27 protein-coding genes are annotated in these 23,667 nt (G+C 48.0%); 5 read left to right on the top strand and 22 right to left on the bottom strand.

Annotated elements, in window-relative coordinates; all coding sequences use genetic code 11:
- Positions 1-26 precede the first annotated feature (26 nt).
- From HMPREF0980_RS11565 to proB, 13 genes are all read right to left on the bottom strand, one after another.
- Positions 27-2,252 (bottom strand): DNA internalization-related competence protein ComEC/Rec2, encoded by a 2,226-nt coding sequence (locus HMPREF0980_RS11565; protein ID WP_198146275.1) that lies wholly within the window; start codon positions 2,250-2,252, stop codon positions 27-29.
- A 32-nt stretch (positions 2,253-2,284) separates the two neighbouring features.
- Positions 2,285-3,211, bottom strand: coding sequence for a GerMN domain-containing protein (locus HMPREF0980_RS11560; RefSeq protein ID WP_242847398.1), 927 nt, complete (start codon positions 3,209-3,211; stop codon positions 2,285-2,287).
- A gap of 19 nt (positions 3,212-3,230) precedes the next feature.
- On the bottom strand, positions 3,231-4,676 hold the full coding sequence (locus HMPREF0980_RS11555) for a sensor histidine kinase (RefSeq protein WP_198146263.1): 1,446 nt from the start codon (positions 4,674-4,676) through the stop codon (positions 3,231-3,233).
- Positions 4,654-5,343 (bottom strand): response regulator transcription factor, encoded by a 690-nt coding sequence (locus tag HMPREF0980_RS11550; protein ID WP_049729253.1) that lies wholly within the window; start codon positions 5,341-5,343, stop codon positions 4,654-4,656. Before HMPREF0980_RS11550 ends, HMPREF0980_RS11555 begins: the two co-directional genes overlap by 23 nt.
- 23 nt (positions 5,344-5,366) lie before the next feature.
- Positions 5,367-5,996, bottom strand: coding sequence for a helix-hairpin-helix domain-containing protein (locus HMPREF0980_RS11545; protein WP_049729252.1), 630 nt, complete (start codon positions 5,994-5,996; stop codon positions 5,367-5,369).
- Positions 5,997-6,060: 64 nt separating this feature from the next.
- Positions 6,061-6,492: a DMT family transporter gene (locus tag HMPREF0980_RS11540; protein WP_049729251.1), complete on the bottom strand. Its 432-nt coding sequence runs from the start codon at positions 6,490-6,492 to the stop codon at positions 6,061-6,063.
- A gap of 54 nt (positions 6,493-6,546) precedes the next feature.
- Entirely contained in the window at positions 6,547-7,725 is a 1,179-nt protein-coding gene (locus HMPREF0980_RS11535; RefSeq protein WP_049729250.1) for an aspartate aminotransferase family protein, read from the bottom strand.
- A gap of 1 nt (position 7,726) precedes the next feature.
- A complete protein-coding gene (gene argB / locus HMPREF0980_RS11530) occupies positions 7,727-8,629 on the bottom strand; it encodes an acetylglutamate kinase (RefSeq protein WP_049729249.1) in 903 nt (300 codons plus the stop codon).
- A 23-nt stretch (positions 8,630-8,652) separates the two neighbouring features.
- On the bottom strand, positions 8,653-9,876 hold the full coding sequence (gene argJ / locus HMPREF0980_RS11525; protein WP_049729248.1) for a bifunctional glutamate N-acetyltransferase/amino-acid acetyltransferase ArgJ: 1,224 nt from the start codon (positions 9,874-9,876) through the stop codon (positions 8,653-8,655).
- A gap of 19 nt (positions 9,877-9,895) precedes the next feature.
- Positions 9,896-10,342 (bottom strand): GNAT family N-acetyltransferase, encoded by a 447-nt coding sequence (locus HMPREF0980_RS11520; RefSeq protein ID WP_049729247.1) that lies wholly within the window; start codon positions 10,340-10,342, stop codon positions 9,896-9,898.
- Positions 10,343-10,362: 20 nt separating this feature from the next.
- Positions 10,363-11,403 carry an N-acetyl-gamma-glutamyl-phosphate reductase gene (gene argC / locus HMPREF0980_RS11515; protein WP_049729246.1) on the bottom strand — a complete coding sequence of 347 codons (1,041 nt, stop codon included), beginning with the start codon at positions 11,401-11,403 and terminating at the stop codon, positions 10,363-10,365.
- Between the two features lie 267 nt (positions 11,404-11,670).
- A complete protein-coding gene (locus tag HMPREF0980_RS11510) occupies positions 11,671-12,918 on the bottom strand; it encodes a glutamate-5-semialdehyde dehydrogenase (RefSeq protein ID WP_049729245.1) in 1,248 nt (415 codons plus the stop codon).
- Complete coding sequence (gene proB, locus HMPREF0980_RS11505; RefSeq protein ID WP_049729667.1) at positions 12,893-13,900, bottom strand: glutamate 5-kinase; 1,008 nt, start codon at positions 13,898-13,900, stop codon at positions 12,893-12,895. The genes HMPREF0980_RS11510 and proB overlap by 26 nt, the downstream gene beginning before the upstream one ends.
- 572 nt (positions 13,901-14,472) lie before the next feature.
- On the opposite strand from proB, the gene HMPREF0980_RS11500 reads away from it, so the two are divergent.
- Positions 14,473-15,693: an argininosuccinate synthase gene (locus HMPREF0980_RS11500; RefSeq protein ID WP_049729244.1), complete on the top strand. Its 1,221-nt coding sequence runs from the start codon at positions 14,473-14,475 to the stop codon at positions 15,691-15,693.
- A 71-nt stretch (positions 15,694-15,764) separates the two neighbouring features.
- Here HMPREF0980_RS11500 and HMPREF0980_RS11495 read toward each other — a convergent pair whose 3' ends face one another.
- The 4 genes from HMPREF0980_RS11495 to HMPREF0980_RS11480 are packed head-to-tail and all read right to left on the bottom strand — an operon-like array spanning position 15,765 to position 17,613.
- The gene (locus HMPREF0980_RS11495) at positions 15,765-16,028 is read right to left on the bottom strand and encodes a superinfection immunity protein (protein ID WP_049729243.1); all 264 of its coding nucleotides are present in this window, start codon (positions 16,026-16,028) and stop codon (positions 15,765-15,767) included.
- Between the two features lie 2 nt (positions 16,029-16,030).
- Positions 16,031-16,507 (bottom strand): hypothetical protein, encoded by a 477-nt coding sequence (locus HMPREF0980_RS11490; protein WP_147629827.1) that lies wholly within the window; start codon positions 16,505-16,507, stop codon positions 16,031-16,033.
- A 17-nt stretch (positions 16,508-16,524) separates the two neighbouring features.
- Complete coding sequence (locus HMPREF0980_RS11485) at positions 16,525-17,403, bottom strand: patatin-like phospholipase family protein (RefSeq protein WP_147629826.1); 879 nt, start codon at positions 17,401-17,403, stop codon at positions 16,525-16,527.
- A gap of 12 nt (positions 17,404-17,415) precedes the next feature.
- Positions 17,416-17,613, bottom strand: coding sequence for a superinfection immunity protein (locus HMPREF0980_RS11480; RefSeq protein ID WP_049729240.1), 198 nt, complete (start codon positions 17,611-17,613; stop codon positions 17,416-17,418).
- Between the two features lie 168 nt (positions 17,614-17,781).
- Here HMPREF0980_RS11480 and HMPREF0980_RS11475 point away from each other — a divergent pair, with 168 nt between their 5' ends.
- Positions 17,782-17,994: a DUF2610 domain-containing protein gene (locus tag HMPREF0980_RS11475; protein WP_242847397.1), complete on the top strand. Its 213-nt coding sequence runs from the start codon at positions 17,782-17,784 to the stop codon at positions 17,992-17,994.
- A gap of 131 nt (positions 17,995-18,125) precedes the next feature.
- Here the strand turns inward: HMPREF0980_RS11475 and HMPREF0980_RS11470 are convergent, their stop codons facing one another.
- Positions 18,126-19,094 carry a dipeptidase gene (locus tag HMPREF0980_RS11470; RefSeq protein ID WP_049729239.1) on the bottom strand — a complete coding sequence of 323 codons (969 nt, stop codon included), beginning with the start codon at positions 19,092-19,094 and terminating at the stop codon, positions 18,126-18,128.
- A gap of 120 nt (positions 19,095-19,214) precedes the next feature.
- Here HMPREF0980_RS11470 and HMPREF0980_RS11465 point away from each other — a divergent pair, with 120 nt between their 5' ends.
- The 3 genes from HMPREF0980_RS11465 to HMPREF0980_RS11455 are packed head-to-tail and all read left to right on the top strand — an operon-like array spanning position 19,215 to position 20,451.
- Positions 19,215-19,937: a gamma-glutamyl-gamma-aminobutyrate hydrolase family protein gene (locus HMPREF0980_RS11465; RefSeq protein ID WP_049729238.1), complete on the top strand. Its 723-nt coding sequence runs from the start codon at positions 19,215-19,217 to the stop codon at positions 19,935-19,937.
- Positions 19,938-19,995: 58 nt separating this feature from the next.
- A complete protein-coding gene (locus HMPREF0980_RS11460; RefSeq protein ID WP_049729237.1) occupies positions 19,996-20,178 on the top strand; it encodes a hypothetical protein in 183 nt (60 codons plus the stop codon).
- A 12-nt stretch (positions 20,179-20,190) separates the two neighbouring features.
- On the top strand, positions 20,191-20,451 hold the full coding sequence (locus HMPREF0980_RS11455; protein ID WP_049729236.1) for a spore coat protein: 261 nt from the start codon (positions 20,191-20,193) through the stop codon (positions 20,449-20,451).
- 104 nt (positions 20,452-20,555) lie between these two features.
- Here HMPREF0980_RS11455 and HMPREF0980_RS11450 read toward each other — a convergent pair whose 3' ends face one another.
- The 4 genes from HMPREF0980_RS11450 to HMPREF0980_RS11435 form a co-directional block, all read right to left on the bottom strand.
- Positions 20,556-21,569, bottom strand: coding sequence for a permease (locus HMPREF0980_RS11450; protein WP_049729235.1), 1,014 nt, complete (start codon positions 21,567-21,569; stop codon positions 20,556-20,558).
- Positions 21,570-21,723: 154 nt separating this feature from the next.
- A complete protein-coding gene (locus HMPREF0980_RS11445; RefSeq protein WP_049729234.1) occupies positions 21,724-22,005 on the bottom strand; it encodes an ArsR/SmtB family transcription factor in 282 nt (93 codons plus the stop codon).
- 97 nt (positions 22,006-22,102) lie between these two features.
- Positions 22,103-22,690, bottom strand: a complete 588-nt coding sequence (locus HMPREF0980_RS11440) for an HD domain-containing protein (RefSeq protein WP_049729233.1) — start codon at positions 22,688-22,690, stop codon at positions 22,103-22,105.
- Between the two features lie 35 nt (positions 22,691-22,725).
- A complete protein-coding gene (locus HMPREF0980_RS11435) occupies positions 22,726-23,532 on the bottom strand; it encodes an MBL fold metallo-hydrolase (protein ID WP_049729232.1) in 807 nt (268 codons plus the stop codon).
- Between the last annotated feature and the right edge of the window lie 135 nt (positions 23,533-23,667).

Genomic DNA, 23,667 nt, shown 5'->3' with positions numbered 1-23,667 from the left:
TTTTGGATTTTAATTCAACCGTTTCCTTATGGACCAGCCCCGCCGGCATATGCCGATATGCTCATGCGGCTGCCGTCCGTCCTCACGGTGACCGCGCCGTCCGACGGCGTGCCGTACAGCCCGCATCCAATGTCTTCGAGCCGTTCGGCCGTGTCCTTATGAGGATGCCCATACCGGTTATTTCTTCCGGCCGAAACCAGTCCATAGACCGGCATCGTTTCTTTAAGAAACTCCACGGATGTCGAATTCTTCGACCCGTGGTGGGCCACCTTCAGCACTTCAAGCACACCGTCAAATCCAGCCGTGTGCCAGTCTTCTTTCGTCTCTTCTACCGATGCTGTCAACGCTGCCTCCCCTTCTCCTTCCACATCCCCGGTCAGCAGCATGTCAAAACGCCCAAATCTAACCCATACGGCCATTGAAGCCGCATTGCCAGGCTCTCCGGCGTATCCCTCGCCCGGATGCAGGCAGTGCAGCGACAGGCCCCCGTCCTGTATGCGCTGCCCCTCTTCTATGAGGAACACCTTTATCCCCTTGTTTTTTGCAAGCACTGCCAGTTCCGCAAGGCTATCGTCCCACACTTCTTCCCTGGGCAGCACGAGATGTCCGACCGGGATGCCAAGCGGTCCCCTCTCTATCATCTCACGGATTCCGTTCGTATGGTCGCTGTCGCCGTGGGAGATGAATACATAGTCAATCCGGCCCGTGCCTTTATACTTCAGAAAAGGCTCTATACGGTATTTCCCCGCCTGGCCCACGTCGCTGCTCCCGCCGTCGAAAAGATACGTCCTGCCTGACGGGGACTTCATATAGATTCCATCGCCCTGCCCGACATCAAGCATCGTCACTTCCAGTTCTCCTTCCTTACCGAATGTTCCCGGTATAAGGATAAGCAGTGCCGCAGCATAAGTAATTCCAGTTATAATTATATACTTTGCTATACAACCTTTTCTTTTGCTTTCGTTCCGTCTGCTCTCGTAACGCCACCACATGAAGAGTATGGCAGACAGCAGGATGTAATAGCACACGACAGAGACAGCGGACGGACGTCCGGTAATAATCCTGGACGCAGGAAGGCCCGCCACCGTCCGGCAGAGCCACTCGTAAAAGGTCAGTATGGCTCTGCACAGGCCGAGTGCTGCTTCTCCCAGCCAGGGTAGGAACAGTGCGGCCGCGCTGCCGGTTAGTCCCAGTAACAGGAGCACTGACATGAGCGGTATTACGAGCAGGTTAAGGAGGATACTGTAAAGTGGATATTCATAGAAATAATAGAGAAGCACCGGCAGAATCGACAAATTGATGCTGACGCTTGCCCACAGTCCCTGGACCGGCAGCTTCTTGAACAGCGGGAGCACAGCCGCCACACCAAATACAGCCCCGAAGGATAGCCAGAATCCCCCATCGTACAGGTACAGCGGGCGCCAGAAAAGCACGATACATGCCGCAGCCGCAAGAGCTGTCCCCGCATCATAACGTCTTCCTGCCACATCAGCGCCGATTCGGAACAGGAGCATGACTGCCGCACGCATGACAGAAACAGATAATCCTGTCATAAGGATATATGCAGCGAGAAACAGAATACCGCACAGACCGCCCACAGCGAAGGAACCGCACAGACGCCGGCAGAGCCGGTACATGCCCGTCCCTATGATGGATAGATGCAGGCCGGATATGGCCAGGATATGGCCGATGCCGTTAACCTGATAGAGTTCTTTTACAACCGGGTCTATGTCGGCCTTGTCTCCGAGCATGATGCCGCAGAGCAGTGCACCTTGCTCTTCTCCCATAAAATCATATAAAACCGTCTTCCAATCCTGCCGGAAAGATAAGAGGCTGTCTCTCAGCTTCCAGATACGGCCGGAGGTGACTATGACGCTTTCACTCCACATGCAGGCATGGATTCCCTGTTTTTCATAATACTGCTTTTCGTTGAAATTTCCCGGGTTGCGCGGCTCCTCGTAAAACCTGACATTCCCCTCCGCCGCAATCTTGTTTCCTATTTTAACTTCTAGTCTGGATTTATCATAGACGATGAATTTTGACTCCTTCAGCTGCCGCTTCCGGAACTTGATTGAATTATTTTTCAGATATAAGACTTGATAGTCCGATTTCATTTCTCTGGCGTATACCTGGCCCGTAATCCAGATAGCATCACCAGACCTGGCCTGCCGCATGAGCGGAGTCGTCTCCAGCTCTTTTATTAACCGGCTCCTGCCCAGACAGACTGCCGCCGCCAGCAGGGCGGCGAGCAGAAGGCAGGCAGTACATAAGATTCTGTTTCGTATTATTTTCCTTCACCTTCCTCCAGATCGAGGTTCCTCGAAAGAGGTTTGCTGAGGTCGATTACTCCCTGGTATTTCATATCAGTCTCTCCGTTGACCGATATCTGAACCTGGCTGGCATTGCCCGCTTCTACAATAGAATTCACGAGGGAATAGATTGCGAGCTCCGGATTGACTCCGTAAACGGAGCTTTGAAACTGGTCATCAAAATTAACATAGCATATACCATCCTTGACCGATATTCCGAGAAGCTTTGTCTCCGGTGGCAGCACCGGCTGATGCTCCTGCATGGAAGGTCCCTTTATAAGCTGTTCGACCACAAGCTTTTCGACGGACATGTTGCTGTTGTAGCGCACGCTGACTTCTTCCTCTCCAAGCTTGTCTCCTTTTTTGTTTGCATAGTACAGGTGGAGATTGGCGAGCTGATAGGAGTGGAGGCTGGAACCGGTGTTCTGCACAAAATCCTCCGCATGCATATACCCAATCTCATCCCCTTCATTATCGGTAAGCGGCGTGCCGCCAATGTAAAAGTTCACGTAGTCTACCCCTGCAATCTGTACGAGCGTCTGTACTACCGCCGCCCGGAGCAGAATCTCGGACGATGTATCTATCTCTTTATAACTTTCATTAAAGTACAGATCCAGCCTGCCTTTCTCAAGCTTCCAGTCTTCCGCCTGAATCCCCTCTGGAAAAGCGCTCCTGCAATCCTCGTCTTCCGGTTCTTTTCGCATATCCTTCAGCGCCGCTTGGATCTCAGCTTGTACCCCGTCTCCTTTCATGTCATATGCCTCTTTGACAAGCCTGGTTCCCTCCGCGTTCACGTAGTATATGCACGTCCCTGCTATCTCTGGTTTCCTTCCTCTCCCGCAGCCGGTCAGAAGAATGGCTATAAGCAGGATACACAGGCACTTCATACATTTTTTCCTCATACTGGCATCCTCCCTTATATTATGACACATATGTCAAAGGAATCCTGATGGTGAATGTAGTTCCTTCACCTTCCTGGCTGAACACCTTGACTGCACCCCTATGCATGACAACCGCGTTTCTGGCGATGGACAGCCCGAGTCCGGTGCCTCCGATTTCTCTGGAGTGGGACTTGTCGACGCGGTAGAAACGTTCAAATATATGCTCCACTGAGTCCTCAGGTATTCCGATTCCGGAATCCGCCACTTCCACATAGAAATATTTGTGGTCCGCATTGAGCGATACATGTACCCATCCGCCGTCGTGGTTATATTTGACCGCATTCTCAACGAGATTTGAGATTGCAAGTGACAGTTTCATCTCATCCACCTCTGCATTTACCGGCCGGAAGCTTTCAAACACGACTTCAACATTACGGTTTGCCGCAATCGGACGCAGCCGCTTCAGTATCCGCTCAACAAGCTCATTGATATTTTCAGACTTGATGTTCAATGTCGTAGCAGTCTTGTCCATCTTGACAAGCGACAGCAGATCGTTGATAATCTTATTTTCCCTCTCTATCTCTTCGGAGAGATCTCCCATAAACTCCTGATAAAGCTCAGCCGGAACCTCCTCCTGGCTGAGAAGCGAATCTGCCAGCACCTTCATGGATGTAAGCGGCGTTTTTAATTCATGAGATACATTAGAAACGAATTCCTGTCTTGAGTCATCCAAAACTTTCATCCTTCCCAGCATCTTATTAAATGCCTCTGAGAGGAGCACCGTCTCCGTATATGCATTTTCATGTAGATAGTTGTCATCATACCCCTCGGTCACCGCGCCTATAGAATCCGTGATGCGCTTGAACGGCTTCACCATCACGACACCGGCGAAAAAGGCGAGGACTGCCATCGTCACGATGATTATGACCGCCACTACATTCGCATTGCCTTCAAGTATCGTCATGCTGTCCGCGATAGAATCTGTCGAAACGCTCACAAGCATAACCCCTCTGACGGCATCCGTTTCCGTATCCGTAATAGGAGCAGTCACCTCAATATATCTGTTTGCCGCATCATAATGGCTTGTACTCTTTCCCTGGAAACATTTGATGACATCTTCTGATATGATCGTCTTTCCTTTATCAAGATTGTACGTATCTTCTTCTATCTCATAGTCGCTGTCAATAACCATCACGCGCCCGTTGTAGATGTTTGTCAGCTGAGTCAGCTCTGTCCTGATAACCTCAGATGTAATACCATTCAAGTAGTCGACGCTGCTTAACTGGTTACATAGAATTGTACATTGATTCTGTATATCCGCGGTCCGTACTTCTACCGCACGCTTTTCATAGCTGTTTAGAATCACCGCTTTCATGATCAGGCATGGAATGATTCCCGCCGCCAGCAGCAGGAGGATGATCCGAAAGCGGAGACTCTTAAATACATTTTTCTTAAAATACTTCCTAACCCCTGAAATAATAACCAACTCCCCACTTTGTGTACACGTATTTCGGATCGCTGGGGTTCTTCTCAATCTTCTCACGCAGCCGCCTTATATGTACATCCACCGTCCTGGCGTCTCCCGGATACTCATATCCCCAGACAATATTCAGAAGATTTTCCCTGCTGTATACCTTGTTGGGATTCATCGCCAGAAGCTCAAGAAGGTCAAATTCTTTGGCTGTCAGGTTGATCTCTTTGTCGCCGATAAATACTCTGCGGCTCTCGCAGTCAATCTTCATGTCTCTCTTCAAGATAACTTTATCGTTTACCGCCTTACTGTCCCGCTTTCCGGTGCGCCGCATGATTGCCTTGATGCGCGCTTTGACTTCCAGTATGTTGAACGGCTTGGTGATATAATCGTCCGCGCCATACTCCAGCCCCAGAATCTTATCCATGTCATCTCCCTTCGCAGTGAGCATGACGACCGGTACGTCTGAAAATTCACGTATCTGCTGGCACACCTGGAATCCGTCATACTTGGGGAGCATGACATCCAGCAGTACCATATCATAAGCATTTTCCCTTGAAAGCTTCAGCGCTTCTTCCCCGTCATAGGCACAGTCCACTTCCATGCCATCCTGTTCCAGGCTGAACCGGATACCTTTCACAATCAGTTTTTCGTCATCTACGACCAATACTCTCTTACTCATACTTTTCTCCCTTATTAAATTCGCTAGACCTTGATCTGATCTTTCACCTTATTAAAGATCCCGTCTTTGATTCCTTCCACTTCCTTCAGCTCTTCTATGGACTGGAAGGCTCCATGCTCTTCCCGGTATTTTATGATACTGTCTGCTCTGGCTTCCCCAATGCCATTTAAAGTCATAAGTTCTTCTTTCGCAGCAGTATTGATATCTACTCTTCCGTCGTCTTTTACGTCTGCCCCCGCTCCGGCATCCCCCGCGGCACGTATGTCCTCACCTTCCGCGGGTACATAGAGCTGCTGTCCGTCAGACAGCGTCTCTGCCTGGTTAAGGAATGAGTCGTCCGCATCTTCCCGCATCCCGCCGGCGGCCTCTACGGCTTCAAACACACGGCTCCCTGCAGGAAGCCGGTACACGCCGGGCCTTTGAACCTGACCGCAGACATGGACGTACATCTCCTGCCGGCGGCCGGATTCCTCTGTATCTTTACCCTCTGTATTCTGTGCCTCTTCCTCTGCGCTCTCCCCCGCCTCTTCCTGGGGGGAACGCGCTTCGTCTAGTTCCCTCACATCTTCCGTGCCTTCACTGTGGCATCCCGACAGGCACAGCACGAGAAGCATACACACGAAACAACCGGTTATCCTTAATCTGTCAAGCATAAAATCCTCCTTTACAGCTGTCGAAACTGTAAATACCCCTCTTATGCCAGATAGATTTATTGTACTATTTCCACTGGAAAATTGCAACTCCAATCAGCGCAATTGCCATACCGATTACTCTCCTCCACTCTAATGGCTGCTTATCTACCCCAAACAGCCCAAATAGTTCTATTACGTATGCGATGATAAGCTGGGAGATGACGATGAGCAGTGCCGCTTTCGCCGGCCCGAGCTGTTCCATGCTCTTGATTACCGTCCAAGTGATTCCGGCGCCGATGACTCCTCCGAGCAGCACATATTTGGGCTCTACCTTCGCAAGCGTCATCACACTGTCCCGTCCGGCGATAAGCCAGGCCACCAGGCAGAGGGCGAACGCGCTCAGCTGCACCCATCCGTTGCTGACCCACATACCTGTGGTTTTCGTAACCTGTGTATTGAATACTCCCTGTACGCTCATCAGCGCTCCTGACAGCAGGGCTATGAAAAAACCAATCATTCGATATACCTCCTATGTTTTACCTATAGTATATCCAATGACTGGTTAATTATGTTATAACACCTTCTTCAGTTTTTCAATCAATTCATCGATGTGTTTCTTTTCAACAATGAGAGGAGGTACGAGACGGATGACATCGCTTCTCGCGCTGATGATCAGCAGCCCTTCATCCAGTGCCGCCTTTATCGTCCCCGCGACCGGCTTATTGAGCCGGATGCCCTGAATCAGGCCTCTTCCCCTGACTTCTGTTATGCTTCCGCAGGCTGCTTTCAGTTCTGTCAGCTTCTCTGCCAGATACGCCCCCATCTCCTGCACGTGTACTGTCATCTTCTCTCTCTCGAAGATTTCAACTGTCTTTGCTACGGCGGCGCAGACGAATGGATTGCCTCCATATGTCGTTCCGTGGTCTCCCGGTTCAAGAGAGTGCCGGGCGATGTCTTCCTTCATAGCGAATGCCCCTACCGGAACGCCATTTCCGATGGCCTTTGCCATCGCAATAATATCTGGTTTCGTTCCATAGTTCTGCCATGCGAACATCGTACCGGTCCGTCCCATGCCGCACTGTATCTCATCACATATCATGAGGATGCCTTCGTCATCGCAAAGCGTGCGTATCCCTTTCATGAATGCCTCGTCAGCCGTGTTGATTCCTCCTTCGCCCTGAAGGGGCTCCAGAATAATTGCACATGTCCTGTCTGTCACTAGTTTCCTGACACTGTCCAGGTTATTATATTCTGCAAAGGATACTCCCGGGATAAGCGGTTCAAACGGCGTGCGGTATGCCTCATGCTCCGTAACCGAGAGAGCGCCCATGCTTCTACCATGAAACGAATTCTTCATGGCGATGAACTCATAACGCCCGGTCTGTTTTTTATAGGCGTATTTTCTCGCCGCTTTCAGCGCCCCTTCTATCGCCTCTGTCCCGCTGTTTGTGAAGAACACCCGGTCCATCTCCGTAATGCGGAGCAAAGCCTGAGCCGCCTTGCCGCACGTCGTATTGTAATAGAGGTTTGAGGAATGGATAAGGCAGTCAATCTGCGTCTTCAGCGCTTCGTTAAACTCTTTGTTCCCGTATCCGAGGGAAGATACGGCAATACCCGCGGCAAAATCGAGATATTTCTTCCCTTCCGCATCGTACACATATACTCCTTCTCCTTTTTCTAACACGACCGGGAAACGGTTATATGTATGTACGAGCCCCTCCTCTGTGTCTTCAATATATGGATTCTTCATATTATTCATTCTCCGTAAAAAAGCGTTCTTCACTGTCATTTAATATAGCGGTCCCGATACCTCTGTTCGTGAATATCTCCAGCAGGAGGCAGTGCGGAATCCTTCCATCCAGAATATGTACTCTGGACACTCCGTGTTCAATCGCGTCTATGCAGTTGTGCAGCTTCGGAAGCATTCCTCCGCCGATATATCCTTCATTCATCAGTTCCCGTGCCTCGGATACTTTCAGTTCTGAGATAAGTGTCTCCGGATCATGGGGGTCTTTATACACGCCCTCGATATCTGTCAGGAACGCCAGCTTCTCGGCGCGCATCGCCCGTGCTATGGCACATGCCGCGTCATCCGCATTGATATTGTATGTGTTAAAGCTGTCATCCAGTCCGACCGGACATATGATCGGGAGAAAATCCTTTTCCAGCAGATCATATAATATCTCTGCATTTACTTTTTTAATCTCTCCTACAAAACCGATATCCTCGCCGTCTGCATATTTCTTGTCTACCGCAAGGAGTCCTCCGTCTTTCCCGCTGATGCCGATGGCGCGTACGCCGAGACTCTCAACAAGCTGTACAAGGCTTTTGTTCACCTTGCCGAGTACCATCTCTGCAAGCTCCATCGTCGCTTCATCTGTTACCCGCAGACCATTCACAAATTCAGGCTCCATCCCGACTTTGCCGACCCATCTGCTGATTTCCTTGCCGCCTCCGTGGACGATGATCGGCTTGAACCCGACGAGCTTAAGCAACGTTACGTCCTTGATTACCTGTTCCTTCAGTTCTTCATCCACCATGGCGCTCCCGCCGTATTTTACGACGATAATCTTGCGGTTGAACCTTTGGATATAGGGCAGTGCCTCGATAAGAACTTCTGCTTTGTCCAGATATTTCTGCATATCTTTATTCATAATACATTGCTCCTTCTGCTTTGTCAGCTTCTGTAGTCCGCGTTGATTTCGATATAGCCGTGGGTCAGGTCACATCCCCATGCGGTAGCCGTACAGTTTCCCATCTTGACGTCTGCCGTGGCTGTCACTTCAGGCTCGGAGAGTATCTTCGTAGCCTCTGCCTCGCTATAGTCTACTGCCGTTCCATTTTCAATTATCTGGATTTTCCCTGCTTTGCTCTCGAAAAACAGATCCACGTTTTCAGGGTCGAACTGAGCGCCAGAATATCCCATCGCACACAGGATTCTGCCCCAGTTGGCATCATGTCCCGCGATGGCTGTCTTTGTCAGATTGGAACAGACGATTGCTTTTGCCAAAAGCTTCGCCTGATCTGTACTTTCACAGCCTGTTGCCTTCACCTCAAACAGTGCCGTGGCACCTTCGCCGTCGCCGGCTATCTTTTTGGCCAGGTATTCATTGACCGTGTGGAGCGCTTCTGCAAAGGTCTTGTAATCATCGCTTCCGTATTGAATCTTTGGATTTTCAGCCAGTCCGTTTGCCAGCAGCAGTACCGTGTCATTGGTGGAGGTATCGCCGTCCACGGATATCATGTTGTATGTATCGTCTACATCTTCGCTCAAAGCTTTCTGCAGTGCTTCTTTTGTGATATCTGCGTCCGTGGTGATAAATGACAGCATCGTGCACATATCGGGATGTATCATTCCAGAGCCTTTGGCCATGCCTCCGATAACCACCTTCTTTCCGCCCACTTCTATCTCAACTGCCAGCTCCTTTTCCGCCGTATCAGTCGTCATGATAGCCTTGGCGGCCTGCGTGCCATTTTCCAGACTGCCGTTCTTTTTCCCTGCCAGTACTTTTATGCCCGCGGTCAGCTTGTCGATGGGTATCTGCCTGCCGATAACACCGGTAGAACCTATCGCCACACCGTCTGCTGATATCCCGAGTGCTTCTGCCGCCGCTTTCGCCGTATCTTCACAGTATCCGTAACCTTCCGCCCCTGTACATGCGTTGGCGATGCCGGAGTTGACGATGACCGCCTGCACCTTGCAGCCGCTCTTTACGACCTTCTGGTCCCATTTTACAGGGGCCGCTTTTACTACGTTCTTCGTAAATGTACCTGCCGCCTCGCACGGCTCCTGGCTGTACACTAACGCCATATCCGTCCGGTCTGTATACTTGATTCCTGCCGCGGCCGAAGCCGCCTCAAAACCTTTTGCCGCGGTAACTCCGCCTTTGATGATATCCATATTTGTTTCCTCCTTCATGCTACTGCCCGATGAATGCAGTGATATTTTTTTCGTTTAATATGAAGTCATAATAGTTAAGGTCCAGACGCCTCGTCCAACCGATTGTGTTCCAGAACGCATTTCCGATATCATTCTTCGTAAACGCTATGAGAGATACTTTGCTGACTTCTTCCTTTTTTAATGCTTCCATCGCCATGCCTACCATGGCCCTGCCGATGCCGCGGCGCCTGTAGTCTTCATCCACGCAGACGTGGTACAGGCATCCACGCCGTCCGTCGTGTCCGCACAGGATGCTTCCGACCACTTTGCCGTCCTCCACAGCTACGACGCTTGTCGTAGGATTTCTTTTCAGGAAACGTTCCACGCCCTCTCTGGAATCATCCACGCTCCGCAGTCCGAATCCGCGGATCTTCGTCCAGAGAGCATAGACGCCGTCATAATCCTCAATTGTCATTATCCTAACCATATCTTACCTCTTTCATATCCTTATGGGAACAGCGGGACGAAGGCAAGCCCCTCGTCCTCGGGAAGTCCGAACATCAGGTTCATATTCTGCACGGCCTGCCCTGCGGCGCCTTTGACGAGATTATCCATAGCTCCCATCATGATGATACGCCCTGTCCTCTCATCTATCTTGAAGTTCACGTCTACATAATTGCTGCCTTCCACCCATCTCGTCTCGGGACATATATCCGTGTCAAGCACGCGGACGAACCTCTCGCTGCCGTAGTATTTCTCATATACTGCCCTGACTTCTTCGTAAGCGGCCTTCCCCTTGAGGGATGCGTATGCGGTAACGAGTATCCCCCTGTTCATGGGCACAAGATGAGGGGTGAAGTTCAGAAGAACCTGCTCCCCGGATGCAAGCCCGAGCTGCTCTTCAATCTCCGGGGTATGCCTGTGGCCAGCCACACCGTATGCTTTTATATTTTCATTTACCTCGCAGTACAGGTTGCCGACCTTTGCCCCCCGCCCTGCGCCTGACGTCCCGGACTTGGCGTCTATGATTACCGTATCCATATGTATCATGCCTTCCTTTGCCAGCGGATAGATGGACAAGAACGAGCAGGTCGGATAGCAGCCCGGATTTGCCACGAGCCTTGCATTCCTCACGGCCTCCCGGTTCACTTCGCACAGGCCGTACACCGCTTCCTCTATAAACTGAGGACTCTTGTGCTCTATCCCGTACCACTTTTCGTAAGTCGGCACATCCTTGATTCGGAAGTCCGCGCTCAAGTCTATAATCTTTGTATTTTCCAATATCCCTTCCTTGACGACAGAAGCACAGAAGCCCTGAGGCGTAGCTGTGAAGATTACATCCGCCTTCTTTGCCAGCTCCTCTATATTGTCGTCCAGACAGGAATCTTCCACGATTTCGAACATGTTCCTGTATATATCCGCATATTTCTCGTCTATGTAACTTCTCGAGCCATACCACACTATCTCTGCCTCTTTATGCCCCGACAAGATTCTCACCAATTCGCCCCCGGCATACCCGGTGGCACCGATAATTCCAACCTTAACCATACGTTCTGCATCCTCCTTATATAACCACTCCGCGCCAGGCGCATCAATGTATTTTTATACTCCGGTACCAGTAAATAGTATACTAAAAAATCGTAAATGTCCAGTTGGGGACATGATGATTTTATTTTGGGACGGAGGTTTTTGAAAAAACCTCCGTCCCCAATTGCATTTGAACTTAAAGGACTTGCATAATTATACAACACAAATGTATAATATGCAAGCCTTTTTCCATCTTTTTCTTATTTATTCGCATTCATATTCATTCAGCTAAGGGCGTGTCTGTCCGTTGCCGAATATAACATACTTTACTGTCGTGAGCGCCTCAAGTCCCATCGGTCCTCTGGCGTGCAGCTTTTGGGTACTGATGCCGATTTCAGCGCCAAACCCAAATTCATGCCCGTCGGTAAATCTCGTGGAGGCATTTACATAGACGGCCGCCGCGTCTATCTCATTATGGAATTTCAACGCATTGTCATAATTGCTTGTTATGATAGCTTCTGAATGGCCTGTATTATATTTATTAATATGGTCTATCGCTTCTTCTATGGTATCAACCGTCTTGAGCGAGAGGATAGTGTCCAGGTATTCTGTTCCCCAGTCTTCTTCAGACGCAGGTCCGATTCCGTCCTGTATCGAAGCCGCCCGTTCATCTCCCCGTACTTCCACCTGCTTCTGATGAAGCCTTTCATATATAAGTGGTACAGCCTTGCCGGCTATACCAGAATGCACGACGAGAGACTCGCAGGCATTGCACACGCCGAGGCGCTGCGTCTTGGCATTTTCGATGATATCCACCGCCATTTTGATATCGGCCGACTCGTCTACATAGATGTGGCAGTTTCCCGTCCCGGTCTCGATGACAGGAACCGCGCTGTTTTCTACCACGTTGGCAATAAGTCCGGCTCCGCCTCTTGGTATAAGCACGTCGATATACTCTTTCATCTTCATCATTTCAGCGACCGCGGCCCGGTCCGTATCCTCCACCATCAGAACAGCGTCTGACGGCAGCTTCTCTTTTGCCAGGCCGTCCCGTATCACCTTTACAATTGCCTTGTTTGAGTTGACAGCATCAGACCCCCCGCGCAGAATTGCCGCATTCCCCGTTTTGAAGCAGAGGCCGAATGCATCTGCCGTCACATTCGGACGTGACTCGTATATGATTCCCACAACGCCGAGCGGCACCCTGCGCCGTCCAATCTGAAGCCCGTTCGGCCGTACCTTCACGCTTTCCATCTCCCCTACCGGATCCTCCAGCATCGCTATCTGCTCAAGCCCTTCTGCCATAGCCTGGATTCTCTGGCTTGTAAGCAGCAGACGGTCTATCAGGGCCGGCTTCATCCCCGCTGCTCTGGCGTTCTTAACATCCTTATCGTTTTCCACAAGCAGATATCCCATCTGCTGCCTGAGCTCTCTCGCCACAGAATTCAGCCCTTCGTTTTTTTCCTTCTGACCCAGAAACTGCACCCTTTTCGATGCTTCCTTTGATTTCCTACCAATTTCCCGCACGTAATCCATAATATTGTCCTCCCACTTTAACCTGACTAATCGACTTGCCTGCATCTGAAGTAACTTTCTCTGAAATGTCTCTTCTCACCGCTTCTTTTCTGGCTGCTTCTTTTTTCATACGTTTCGCCTGCCTGCGGTACTGCTCCCTCTCCGGTGCCAGCTCGTTTCCACCGGTATATCCGCTGCCCCTGGAAAGAAACAGCGTACCGATCTTCTTTCCGGCCATGATATCATTGATAGTATAAATATTGTCTCCATTTGCGATGACCATATCCACACCCGCATCTGTCGCTATCTTCCCGGCCTCAATCTTCGTAGCCATCCCTCCGGTCCCCACGGATGTATCTGCACCTTTTCCCATCCTTTCAAGTTCACTGTCTATCCTGCCGACCGTGTGCACGAATCTCGCGCCAGGGTTCAGCTTCGGATCATCCGTATACAGCCCTTCTATATCTGACATCAGTATAAGCAGATCTGCCCCGACGAGCGACGCTACATGTGCGGCCATCGTATCGTTATCGCCAAAGTTGCCGTATAGTTCTTCGTCTACCGATATGGCATCGTTCTCATTTACTATTGGTACCACATGCATGGCTGCCAGCCGGTCAAACGTATTCCTGGCATTCGCCGCGCACGCTTCATTTGTAATAGATTCTTTCGTCAGCAGCACCTGGGCGGTCAGCTGGCTGTATTCCGCAAACAGCTTCTCATACATCATCATCAGTCTGCCCTGTCCGACTGCCGCGCATGCCTGCCGGACATCTTTTTCCTTCGGCCTGCTCGTGTACCCGAGCACGTTCCTGCCGATTCCCACAGCGCCGGATGACACGACGATAACCTCTTTTCCTTTGTTGCGCAGATTAATCAGTATTCTCACAAACTTCTCCAGCTTATCCAGATTGATGCTGCCGGTCTCTGGATATGTTATCGTAGAAGTTCCTATCTTAATTACAATTTTCTTTTTCTCTTTTAAAGCCTGTCTGAAATCCATTTTTTCCACTCTCCATTCTCCATTCAAAAAAATAAGCGGGAACAAAAGCATATCGCTACGCTTCTGTTCCCGCACATCCTCAGCCAAAAAACGCCTGATTGAATATAAGGGCATTCAAGTAACTATATCCTTCCTACATTACACAGTATTGAATTTTATGCGTGAAATACCCCGAGGGGATACGGGCAGCACGGCACAAAAACAACACTGCTTGCAGAAAGCAGAGGAGAGTTTACGTTATTTATGATATCGCTGTGATACATGGTGTATAAACTTTTCATAACAACTGCTCCTTGTTGTATTACAATTCATTTTATAGTATCTTATTTTTTAATTATTTTACATGATTCGGAATATTTGTCAAGCATGACTTTTATTAATCATTCATATTCTGTGTATATAAGGGCCGTTTTATACATCATATATGAATATTATACATTTTTTAACTTTATTTCCAATTTTTCTTGCATATTTATAAAATATGGTGTATAGTAGTCCTTGCAAACGAGATTGCTTATATTATAGAAAAATTAAAACATATACAAATATTACATATCAGGAGGAATCATATCATGAAAGAAAAAGTTGTATTGGCATATTCAGGAGGTCTGGACACTACTGCCATCATCCCATGGCTTAAGGAAAATTTTGACTATGAAGTCATCTGCTGCTGTGTCGACTGCGGTCAGGGTGAAGAGCTGGACGGACTGGAAGAGAGGGCGAAATTGTCCGGTGCTTCCAAATTATATATTGAAGATATAGTGGACGATTTCTGCGACAATTATGTAGTGCCTTGTGTGCAGGCTCATGCCGTTTACGAGAACAAATATCTGCTCGGCACGTCTATGGCACGCCCCGCTATTGCCAAGAAGCTTGTAGACATCGCAAGGAAAGAAGGCGCCACCGCAATCTGCCACGGCGCGACGGGCAAGGGAAATGACCAGATCCGTTTTGAACTTGGTATCAAAGCGCTTGCTCCTGACATCAAGATTATTGCACCATGGAGAATGACCGATGTATGGACGATGGAATCCCGTGAGGACGAGATTGAATATTGCAAGCAGCACGGCATCGACCTACCGTTCGATGCAAGCCAGAGCTACAGCCGCGACCGCAACATATGGCATATCAGCCATGAAGGTCTGGAGCTGGAAGATCCTGCGAACGAACCGGATTACGGACATCTGCTCGTGCTCGGAGTTACCCCGGAAAAAGCCCCTGACGAAGGCGAGTATGTCACTATGACATTTGAACAAGGCGTACCTAAGAGTATCAATGGCGAAGCGATGAAGGTATCTGATATCATACGCAAGCTGAATGAGCTTGGCGGAAAGCACGGCATCGGAATCTGTGATATCGTTGAGAACCGTGTCGTCGGCATGAAGTCCCGAGGCGTGTATGAGACGCCGGGAGGCACCATCCTCTACGAAGCGCACCAGCAGCTTGAGGAACTTGTATTAGACCGTGCGACTTACGAGACGAAGGAAGAAATGGGCAACAAGCTGTCCCAGATAGTATACGAAGGCAAATGGTTCACGCCTCTGCGTGAGGCTGTACAGGCGTTTATCGAAAGCACGCAGGAGTATGTCACGGGAGAAGTCAAGTTCAAGCTGTATAAGGGCAATATCATCAAAGCCGGTACCACTTCCCCATATTCACTGTACAGCGAATCACTGGCGAGCTTCACGACTGGAGAGCTGTATGACCACCATGATGCCGAAGGATTCATCAACTTGTTCGGCCTTCCACTCAAAGTGCGGGCGTTGAAGATGCAGGAAACCGATAGCAAATAGCAGGAAAGCCCTCTTGTGTACAGCACAAGGGGGCTTCTTTAGTTCCGTATGAATGGTTTCATGTAAACAAATCAGTTTTTTTCGATTCTTTTTAATCTCTCCTCATATTCCTTTTGACTAATCATGCCCGCTTCTAATTTTTCTCTATTCTTCTTTAAATAATGCACCGTGGAATCAGATATGGCCCAGATTATGGATACGATCCACCCGATACCCGTAATCCCCAGAAACACATTTACACAGATTATTGCTTTTAACTCCAGATGGTTTTTACAAAGAGCAATCATGCTTGGCAATAAATACGTCAGTAATAATATAATGATGATAACGCTCATATCTACTCCAACCCCAAATCTTTTAAAGTGACCTTAATCTTCCACTCGTCCTTCTGCAGCTTCAAGGGCAGTTCAAAATCTCCTTCTGCTGATTCACCTGAGCTGTTGACAGCTCTGCCGTGTATGTAGGCGATGCAGTTTTTGTCCCCTTCATACGCCACATCCGTCACGGCAAGTTCATACTCCGCGGACCGTATCTCACTTTCAGACATCCCATACAGACCGGCAAATATCTCAAATATCCCTTCCGTATCCACGCCGGTCAATGAACTTATCACTTTGGACCCTCCTGACAGCACTTTCTGTACATTCTTATCAAAACAGTTTAAAAGCGCTTCCTCATCCATATCGTTCAGTGCCGACTCAATCTGCTTCACCGTATCTTCCGGTGTCGCATACAGATTCTTTTCCCCCTGTATAGCTTTACAGCCGCTTAGCACAATACTTGCGGCAAATATCACTGCCAGTATCCTCTTCATCTTTGCATCCATCCCTTTCAATCTGTCTGTACCGTCCTCATTTTCACAAATTTCCTGGCCACCTTATTGAGCCTGTTTACAACAACGTCTCCGCTCAGCCTCGTTTTATCCCCGGAAGAGGCTTTGTTAAGCCAGGTATTATTTTCGATGATATAACTTGTATCACCCACTCCATTCCTGAATACTTTCTCAAGTAGCATATCCGTCTTTTCGTAACCAATATGCATCATCTCCCGTATCTCTCCGGCATCCGCCCAAAGCGAGGATTTTATAAAACTGTCATCCGAAAAGTTAAGTTTGATTATCTTTTTATCAAATTCCGGATTTTCAAATATGTAATTTCTGTTATCAAAGTAGATGCAGATAATATAATCTAAATCCTTGTCCATAAGAGGAGAGACCGGAATATTATCAACCATTGCTCCGTCATAGTAGCTCTCCCCCCGAAGCCTGATCCCAGGCTGAAAAGGCGGAAGGGATACGCCCGCCTTAAGGCCCAGCCTGATATCGTCCTTATCCAGGCTGTTGATAAGCAGGTATTCCAAGCTGTGCCTGCCAATATTAAGCAGCGGTACGTAAAAATCAGACGGCAGGTTTCCCGGCTTGTATATCACATCTATCACCCGATCGATATAAGAGCTCTTTACAAGCCTCGTCAGATCCGAGTGGTGGGCGGCACTCTCCAGCCACAACTGCTCAGCCATATCAAGCCGGTCCATGAGAAATGCATAAGAATTCAAGGCCCCTATCGAAGCTGCGCTGATATAACGGAACGCCGGCACGGAGAACCTTTCTCTGATGTTTTTCAAGGCTCCTACCTGATATGCCCCTTTCAGCATTCCACCGGACAAAACCAATCCTATCTTCGGCATCTGCACGGTCTCTTTTTCTGCCACGTCCAAGCTGCCTTACGCTTCTTTCAGCGCCCAGACAAGAGAAACTACCCATCCAATCAGCGACCAGCCCAGCAGAAGGTTCAGGGCCAGGATTGACACCTTATTATCCCTCTCCTTTTTGAATGCGATAATCGTTGGTATAAAATAAGCGGCAATTCCTACAACCAAGAGCAGAATCCCCGCTAATCCTAATGATGCTGCTGAATCCATATCATACCTCCTTTTTCTTATGTAGATATCTTCCTTTCTTATCTTAACACTGTAATTATATAATTGCAATTATTTTTTATTGCATATTACAATTAATTTTAGCGTGTATATTATTTGCACAATTGTCTGTACACTATATTTAACAGCATCATACCAGGAGGAATCACATTGTTTTCAATAAAAAAATCTGAGATGATTACAAAGACATTTCGTCTGCCTGCCGAAACTTTAAAAAAATTGGAAGAGCTCGCACAGAAAAATAATATATCGTTAAATAATCTAGTTATTCAATGCTGTGAGTATGCGCTCGAGAACCTTGAGCCAGGGGCGGAAGATACGGACATCTGTAACGAATCTGATGCAGAGAGTCAGACAGGCTAGGCCGCATCAACAGCAAATATATGAATCTACCAGAATAAAAATAGCCTGGCAATCCAGGCTATTCAACTGTATTCTTATTCCTAGTTAGAATATGGGCACCGAGCGCGTTGCCGGTATTATGTTTTCCCCAGTCAGACGCTCAGGCTCTTAAATACCCTTAGAACATTGCCGCACCATATCTTATCTAACTGGTCTTCACCAAGTCCCTTCTTCTTCAGCGCTTCCCAGAGCAGGCCCATATGTCCCACGTCAGGAATATCAAGCACATCCATTCCGTCAAAGCCGTCAAAATCTGTTCCGATTGCAGGAAATTCACTTCCGCCTACCTCTATCATATGCATGACATGTGCCGTCATCTCCTCAACCCTCGATTCATTCTTATCCCCAAGAAAGGCACCATACAGGTTAAGTCCGGCTATGCCTCCTGCATTTGCCAGCTTTCGAATCATTTCATCCGACAAGTTCCTTGGATGGCAACGCAGCGCCCTGCAGTTAGAGTGGGATGCCACGACCGGTCCTTTCGCATACTCCAGCACATCTCTGAATGTTCCGTCGGAAGCGTGAGACACATCAATAATCATGCCTTTGCCGCTCATCTTTTCTACAACCTCTATCCCGAATGGCTTCAGCCCCTGCCACATGACAGAAGAATCCCTGCTGTTCGGATATCCGATACAGTTCTCATAATTCCACATAAGCGTCATCAGCCTTACGCCATTGTCGTACAGCGTGTCAAGCCTGGATATGTCACCGTTCAGCACGCCTCCCTCCTCCACGGTCAGCACTGCAGATATCTTCCTCTCACGCGCGTTCTTATATATGTCGTCTGCCGTCACTGCCATGGCAATATCATCGTTATGTACACCGGTTTGTTCCTTCAAATATGTCGTCATCTCAAGAATATGGCTGTAGCACGCGTCATATCCACCTTTATCTTTAAAGTCATCCAGATAGCCGAAGCAGGCAAAAAACTGTGCCAGCGTACCCGCCTGCCTCATACCGGAAATGGTCACATCACAGCTGCCTTCCATCAGGTCGCCTTCACCGCCCAAATCCATCAGCTTCCATATAGTATCGCAGTGCATATCAATCAATTTCATATTTACCGTCTCCTTCACATACGTTCTAATGTAAGTTTCTATATAACAATATACTCCCTTTATAAAGAAAATGAAATTGTACATTTCCATATCACTCAAAAAGTATAAAAAGGAGGGCTTATGAATCCTGTTATCGGAATTATCACCTGTGGTTTTATGAATGAGCGGCAGTTTGTGCCGCACACCTATATCTATGCCGTGGAGGCATCCGGCGGAATACCTGTCCTGCTGCCGTGCATGTCCGAAGAGAGCTTGTACTGCCATTATACCGAAGTCTGCGACGGTTTTCTTTTTTGCGGGGGCGATGACATCACCCCTTTCTTGTTCGGAGAAGAACTTATCACGAACCAGGGACATACAGACTTGATTACGGACAACTTCCAACTATCGCTCATGAAGCATATCCTCTCAGCAAAGCTTCCTCTCCTCGCTATCTGCCGGGGCATGCAGATACTGAATATCGCCATGGGCGGGACAATATACCAGGACATATCACTACGTCCGTGCCCTTCGGTCAATCACGTGCAGCTGTCACAGTCGAGGGAGGACGTAAGCCATAAGGTCACCTTCTCCTCGAATAGCATGCTATATAATATTTGCGGCGATTCCATATATACGAACACATTTCATCATCAGAGCGTCAAAGCCGTGGGAGAGGATCTTCGGATTACCGGAATCACTTCAGACGGCGTCATCGAGTCAATCGAGTCCGTGACGCACCCGTTTACGATAGGCGTACAGTGGCATCCCGAATGCATGTATTCCGTATCGACCCCGATGCAGAATCTCTTCCTGGAATTTATAAATTTTTCCAGAAATTCCAAATTAATCCATCTCGTATAGTGCTGTTGCTTCTGGGCATACTAACAAGGAATCAATAGGTATAAAGGAGGAGAAGCAAATGTCCGAAATATCAATCTTAGACTTACAGAATTTACGCCACCTTATCGGCGGCTATGACACATCCCACTGCAAAATGACAGAGTATGCCAATGAAGCAAAAGACCCGGAAGTGAAAAAGCTGTTCCAGGATGCTGCCAATTCAGCAATGAAAAACAAACAGGATTTAATGAAATTCTTATAGGAGGAAATCAGTATGTTTGACGACAAAACGATGGTATCTGACGCTTTAGCGGGCGTAAACGGAGAACTCACAAAATTTGGGGAGATGATTACCCAGACAGAAAACAAAGAATTAAAGCAGTGCCTGAAGCAAATCCGTAATGAATGCGAAATGTCTCAGGAAAAGCTGTATCAGGTAGCAAGGGAAAAGAGCTACTATGTTCCTGCAGCCAAGGCTACGCAGGAAGAAGTTGACCATGTCAAGAATGTCTTGACAACTCTCTCAATGAAATAAAACCAGACCTCTCTTTGCAAAAAAACAGCCGGCACATAATATCCGGCTGTTTTTTTATGCCCCGACTTGTTCGGTTCATAGTATCAGAAACTTACCTTTAGCTGTTATAGCAAGAATGTGTGAAAGACGTTAAATATATACCCGACAAGAATTATTCCTGCCGTACAGATTGCCGTGAACAGGACGAGCAGCTTTGCCTTTACCACCTTTTTCAGCATTATCATAGACGGCAGGCTTAACGTTGTCACCGCCATCATGAAGGCGAGCACCGCTCCAAGCTGCGCTCCCTTGTCAAGCAAGGCTTCCGCCACCGGTATCGTTCCAAAAATGTCTGCATACATTGGCACGCCGGCCAATGTTGCCAGTATCACTCCTAATGGATTCCTGCTCCCCAGCACGGATACAATCCAAGACTCTGGAATCCAGTTATGGATGACAGCTCCTATGCCGACACCTGCGATGATATATGGCAGCACGTTTTTGAATGTCTCAGCCGTCTGTTCTTCCGAGATACGTAATCTCTCCTTGACTGTCATGGCTCGTGAGCCATTATCCGGATTATCGGAATGTACCGCAGCATATACCACGTATCTTTCCATATCAAGCTTTTCAATCAGGATTCCGCCGGCTACTGCGATAACTAGCCCTACCACAACATAAGCCGCTGCCACTTTCGCGCCAAATATGCTCATAAGCAGGACAAAGCTTCCCAGATCTACCATTGGCGATGATATCAAAAATGAAAATGTCACACCAATCGGAAGTCCTGCATTCGTAAATCCTATAAAAAGCGGTATAGAAGAGCAGGAGCAAAAAGGGGTTACGGTGCCTAACAGGGCAGAGATTATATTAGCCCTTACGCCATGGAACCTCCCCATTATTTTCCTGCTCCTGTCTGGGGGAAAATAACTCTGTATATAAGATATGACAAATATAAGGACACACAATAAGACGGTAATTTTAATGACATCATATAGAAAAAACTGTATGCTTCCCCCAATTCTGCCGTTCACATCCATACCAATATCTGTCAATACTTTTTCTATTAGATGATTCATCCATTCCATTCCGAGCAACTCGTTTTGGATGAATAAGAAGACCGAATTTAATATATCCATTTATACTCCCTCCGTTTTTGCTTTGTGCCGTCTATCATATCGAATTTTTTTGATGTGTTTTGGATAATAACAGCCATCTGCCGATGGCTGTTATCTGCTTCATCATTCTTAATCTGCCACACTGATTTTTCCCGCATGACATTTGCATTCTTCGTTACTGACGGACTGTCAGTTCCAGCAGCCGCCGTGACGCGTGTCTGCTGCCAGATTCACTGATCCTGTAATAGGTCCATTTCCCCTCCTGCCTGCTTGCAACAATGCCCGATTCGCACAGTATCTTCATATGATAGGATAAGGACGACTGTCCGATGCCCATGCAGTCAGTCAGCACGCAGGCGCATTTTTCACCACTTCTTAGAAGCTCCAGTATATGCAGTCTTTTTTCGTCACACAAGGCTTTGAATATCTTAGCATCCTGTGTATAATCCTTATCCATGTGCAGCACCTCACATCAAATTATTTCGATATATCCATATTACTTCATTGCAATTCATATGTCAACCTTACACATCAACTTTTTTTGATATAAATTGTTATGTATCTATATTTCCTTTTTCTACGTTCGGCATTATAAATTCTCCTAGCGCATACTCCCATAATTCTTCGGAACCTGTACCGGTACATTCGTTCCGTTTCAGTATCTGTTCCAGCCTTACCTTATGCTCCTTCCATGCTTTTCCGTCCGTCGCCGCATTAAGCATCACCGGCTGTATGTTGTCCATGGCCCGGGCAAATCTTGCCTCCGGCGTCTTCCTCTCCTCAAACTCTTCCCAGAGACTTCTCATCCTCCTGGACTGGTCCTCAGGAAGCAGGCCGAATATCCTGTCTGCCGCCTGTTGTTCCCGCGCCTCCTGCGTCGCTTTCGCTGCCTCGTCATATGCGTATGTATCACCCGCATCTATCTCCACGATATCATGTATCAGCAGCATAGAAACTGTCTTAAGCACATCAATCTCTTCGTTCGCATATTCACTTAGCAGAAGCGTCATTATCGCCATATGCCAGGCATGCTCCGCATCGTTTTCTTTTCTTTTTCCGTCAGAAAGATACGTCTGCCTGCCGATAAATTTCTCTTTGTCTATCTCACGAATAAATTCAAACTGCTGTTCCAGCCGTCCCATTTTCCCATCCCTCCGTCATATATAAAAGACATTATCTATAATTCTAGTACCAGCCCTGTACCTACTTCGCATATAGGAAGCGTCTCATTCATCTTTGCCTTCACGTCAAAGGAAACACAGTGGCATGGGTATAGCATATCGGCATTGAGGCATCTGAGATATCTTATCGTATCCTCCAGCCTCTCATCCACGTGAAAAAGATGAAATCCACCGATAATCCCGGCTACTCTTATCTCAGTGCACACCGCTCTTGCCTGTTCCACAATATTACAGATACCGCTGTGCGAGCAGCCTGTGACGATAAACAGCCCTCTGGACGTCGTAAATGCCAAAGCCGAATCTTCCATTACATAATCGCCCTCCCACACACCGCCGACTTTGCGCCTTCCCATCGGCTTACGTGCCTCGAACGCAAGCCGGTCTGGAATCTCTCCGAGAAATACACATCCGTCCTCTATCCAGACCGGCTCCCTGCTGAGCTTCATTCTGCATAGATTCTGCATTTCTTCTTCCGTAAAAGGAGCGCCGATACTCCCCTCCCCAGCTTCCTTATCTCCAAAACAATCGGGATGGGCAATGAGCGCAACGTGCTTCAAGTTATAATTCTCTTTCAGATAAGCCAGACCACCGGTATGGTCATTGTGTCCGTGAGACAGGACAATATGGGTAAGATTGCCAAGGTCAATCCCCATCTTATCTGCATTATACATAAAAGCATCCGAGTACCCGGTGTCAAACAGTATTCTGTTGTCCCCCGTTTCAATATAAAACGACAATGCTGGTTCCCCGAGATAATACTGGTCAATATATGTATTGTTGTCAGTCAAAACACGAAGCTTCATACTTTCGCTCCTTTCAAACATACTTTACTGTAAGTATACGCCAAAAAAATGCGGTCGTAAATAGGGACAGGTCAAAATGAAATGGGGACGGAGGTTTTTTAAAAAACCTTAACCGTCCCCATTTCATTTTGACCT

This window comes from Dorea sp. D27 (assembly GCF_001185345.1).
Taxonomy (GTDB): Bacteria; Bacillota; Clostridia; order Lachnospirales; family Lachnospiraceae; genus Extibacter.
Note: the sequence above shows the minus strand (reverse complement) of the source record. Positions and strands in the feature narration are given on the sequence as shown.

Coding starts and splice junctions, on each gene's coding strand:
- HMPREF0980_RS11560 (WP_242847398.1), bottom strand. CDS start 3,211: ATGAGGAAAAAATGTATGAAGTGCCTGTGTATCCTGCTTATAGCCATT.
- HMPREF0980_RS11550 (WP_049729253.1), bottom strand. CDS start 5,343: ATGAGTAAGAGAGTATTGGTCGTAGATGACGAAAAACTGATTGTGAAA.
- HMPREF0980_RS11545 (WP_049729252.1), bottom strand. CDS start 5,996: ATGCTTGACAGATTAAGGATAACCGGTTGTTTCGTGTGTATGCTTCTC.
- HMPREF0980_RS11540 (WP_049729251.1), bottom strand. CDS start 6,492: ATGATTGGTTTTTTCATAGCCCTGCTGTCAGGAGCGCTGATGAGCGTA.
- HMPREF0980_RS11535 (WP_049729250.1), bottom strand. CDS start 7,725: ATGAAGAATCCATATATTGAAGACACAGAGGAGGGGCTCGTACATACA.
- argB (WP_049729249.1), bottom strand. CDS start 8,629: ATGAATAAAGATATGCAGAAATATCTGGACAAAGCAGAAGTTCTTATC.
- argJ (WP_049729248.1), bottom strand. CDS start 9,876: ATGGATATCATCAAAGGCGGAGTTACCGCGGCAAAAGGTTTTGAGGCG.
- HMPREF0980_RS11520 (WP_049729247.1), bottom strand. CDS start 10,342: ATGGTTAGGATAATGACAATTGAGGATTATGACGGCGTCTATGCTCTC.
- argC (WP_049729246.1), bottom strand. CDS start 11,403: ATGGTTAAGGTTGGAATTATCGGTGCCACCGGGTATGCCGGGGGCGAA.
- HMPREF0980_RS11510 (WP_049729245.1), bottom strand. CDS start 12,918: ATGGATTACGTGCGGGAAATTGGTAGGAAATCAAAGGAAGCATCGAAA.
- proB (WP_049729667.1), bottom strand. CDS start 13,900: ATGGATTTCAGACAGGCTTTAAAAGAGAAAAAGAAAATTGTAATTAAG.
- HMPREF0980_RS11500 (WP_049729244.1), top strand. CDS start 14,473: ATGAAAGAAAAAGTTGTATTGGCATATTCAGGAGGTCTGGACACTACT.
- HMPREF0980_RS11495 (WP_049729243.1), bottom strand. CDS start 16,028: ATGAGCGTTATCATCATTATATTATTACTGACGTATTTATTGCCAAGC.
- HMPREF0980_RS11490 (WP_147629827.1), bottom strand. CDS start 16,507: ATGAAGAGGATACTGGCAGTGATATTTGCCGCAAGTATTGTGCTAAGC.
- HMPREF0980_RS11480 (WP_049729240.1), bottom strand. CDS start 17,613: ATGGATTCAGCAGCATCATTAGGATTAGCGGGGATTCTGCTCTTGGTT.
- HMPREF0980_RS11470 (WP_049729239.1), bottom strand. CDS start 19,094: ATGAAATTGATTGATATGCACTGCGATACTATATGGAAGCTGATGGAT.
- HMPREF0980_RS11465 (WP_049729238.1), top strand. CDS start 19,215: ATGAATCCTGTTATCGGAATTATCACCTGTGGTTTTATGAATGAGCGG.
- HMPREF0980_RS11460 (WP_049729237.1), top strand. CDS start 19,996: ATGTCCGAAATATCAATCTTAGACTTACAGAATTTACGCCACCTTATC.
- HMPREF0980_RS11455 (WP_049729236.1), top strand. CDS start 20,191: ATGTTTGACGACAAAACGATGGTATCTGACGCTTTAGCGGGCGTAAAC.
- HMPREF0980_RS11450 (WP_049729235.1), bottom strand. CDS start 21,569: ATGGATATATTAAATTCGGTCTTCTTATTCATCCAAAACGAGTTGCTC.
- HMPREF0980_RS11445 (WP_049729234.1), bottom strand. CDS start 22,005: ATGGATAAGGATTATACACAGGATGCTAAGATATTCAAAGCCTTGTGT.
- HMPREF0980_RS11440 (WP_049729233.1), bottom strand. CDS start 22,690: ATGGGACGGCTGGAACAGCAGTTTGAATTTATTCGTGAGATAGACAAA.
- HMPREF0980_RS11435 (WP_049729232.1), bottom strand. CDS start 23,532: ATGAAGCTTCGTGTTTTGACTGACAACAATACATATATTGACCAGTAT.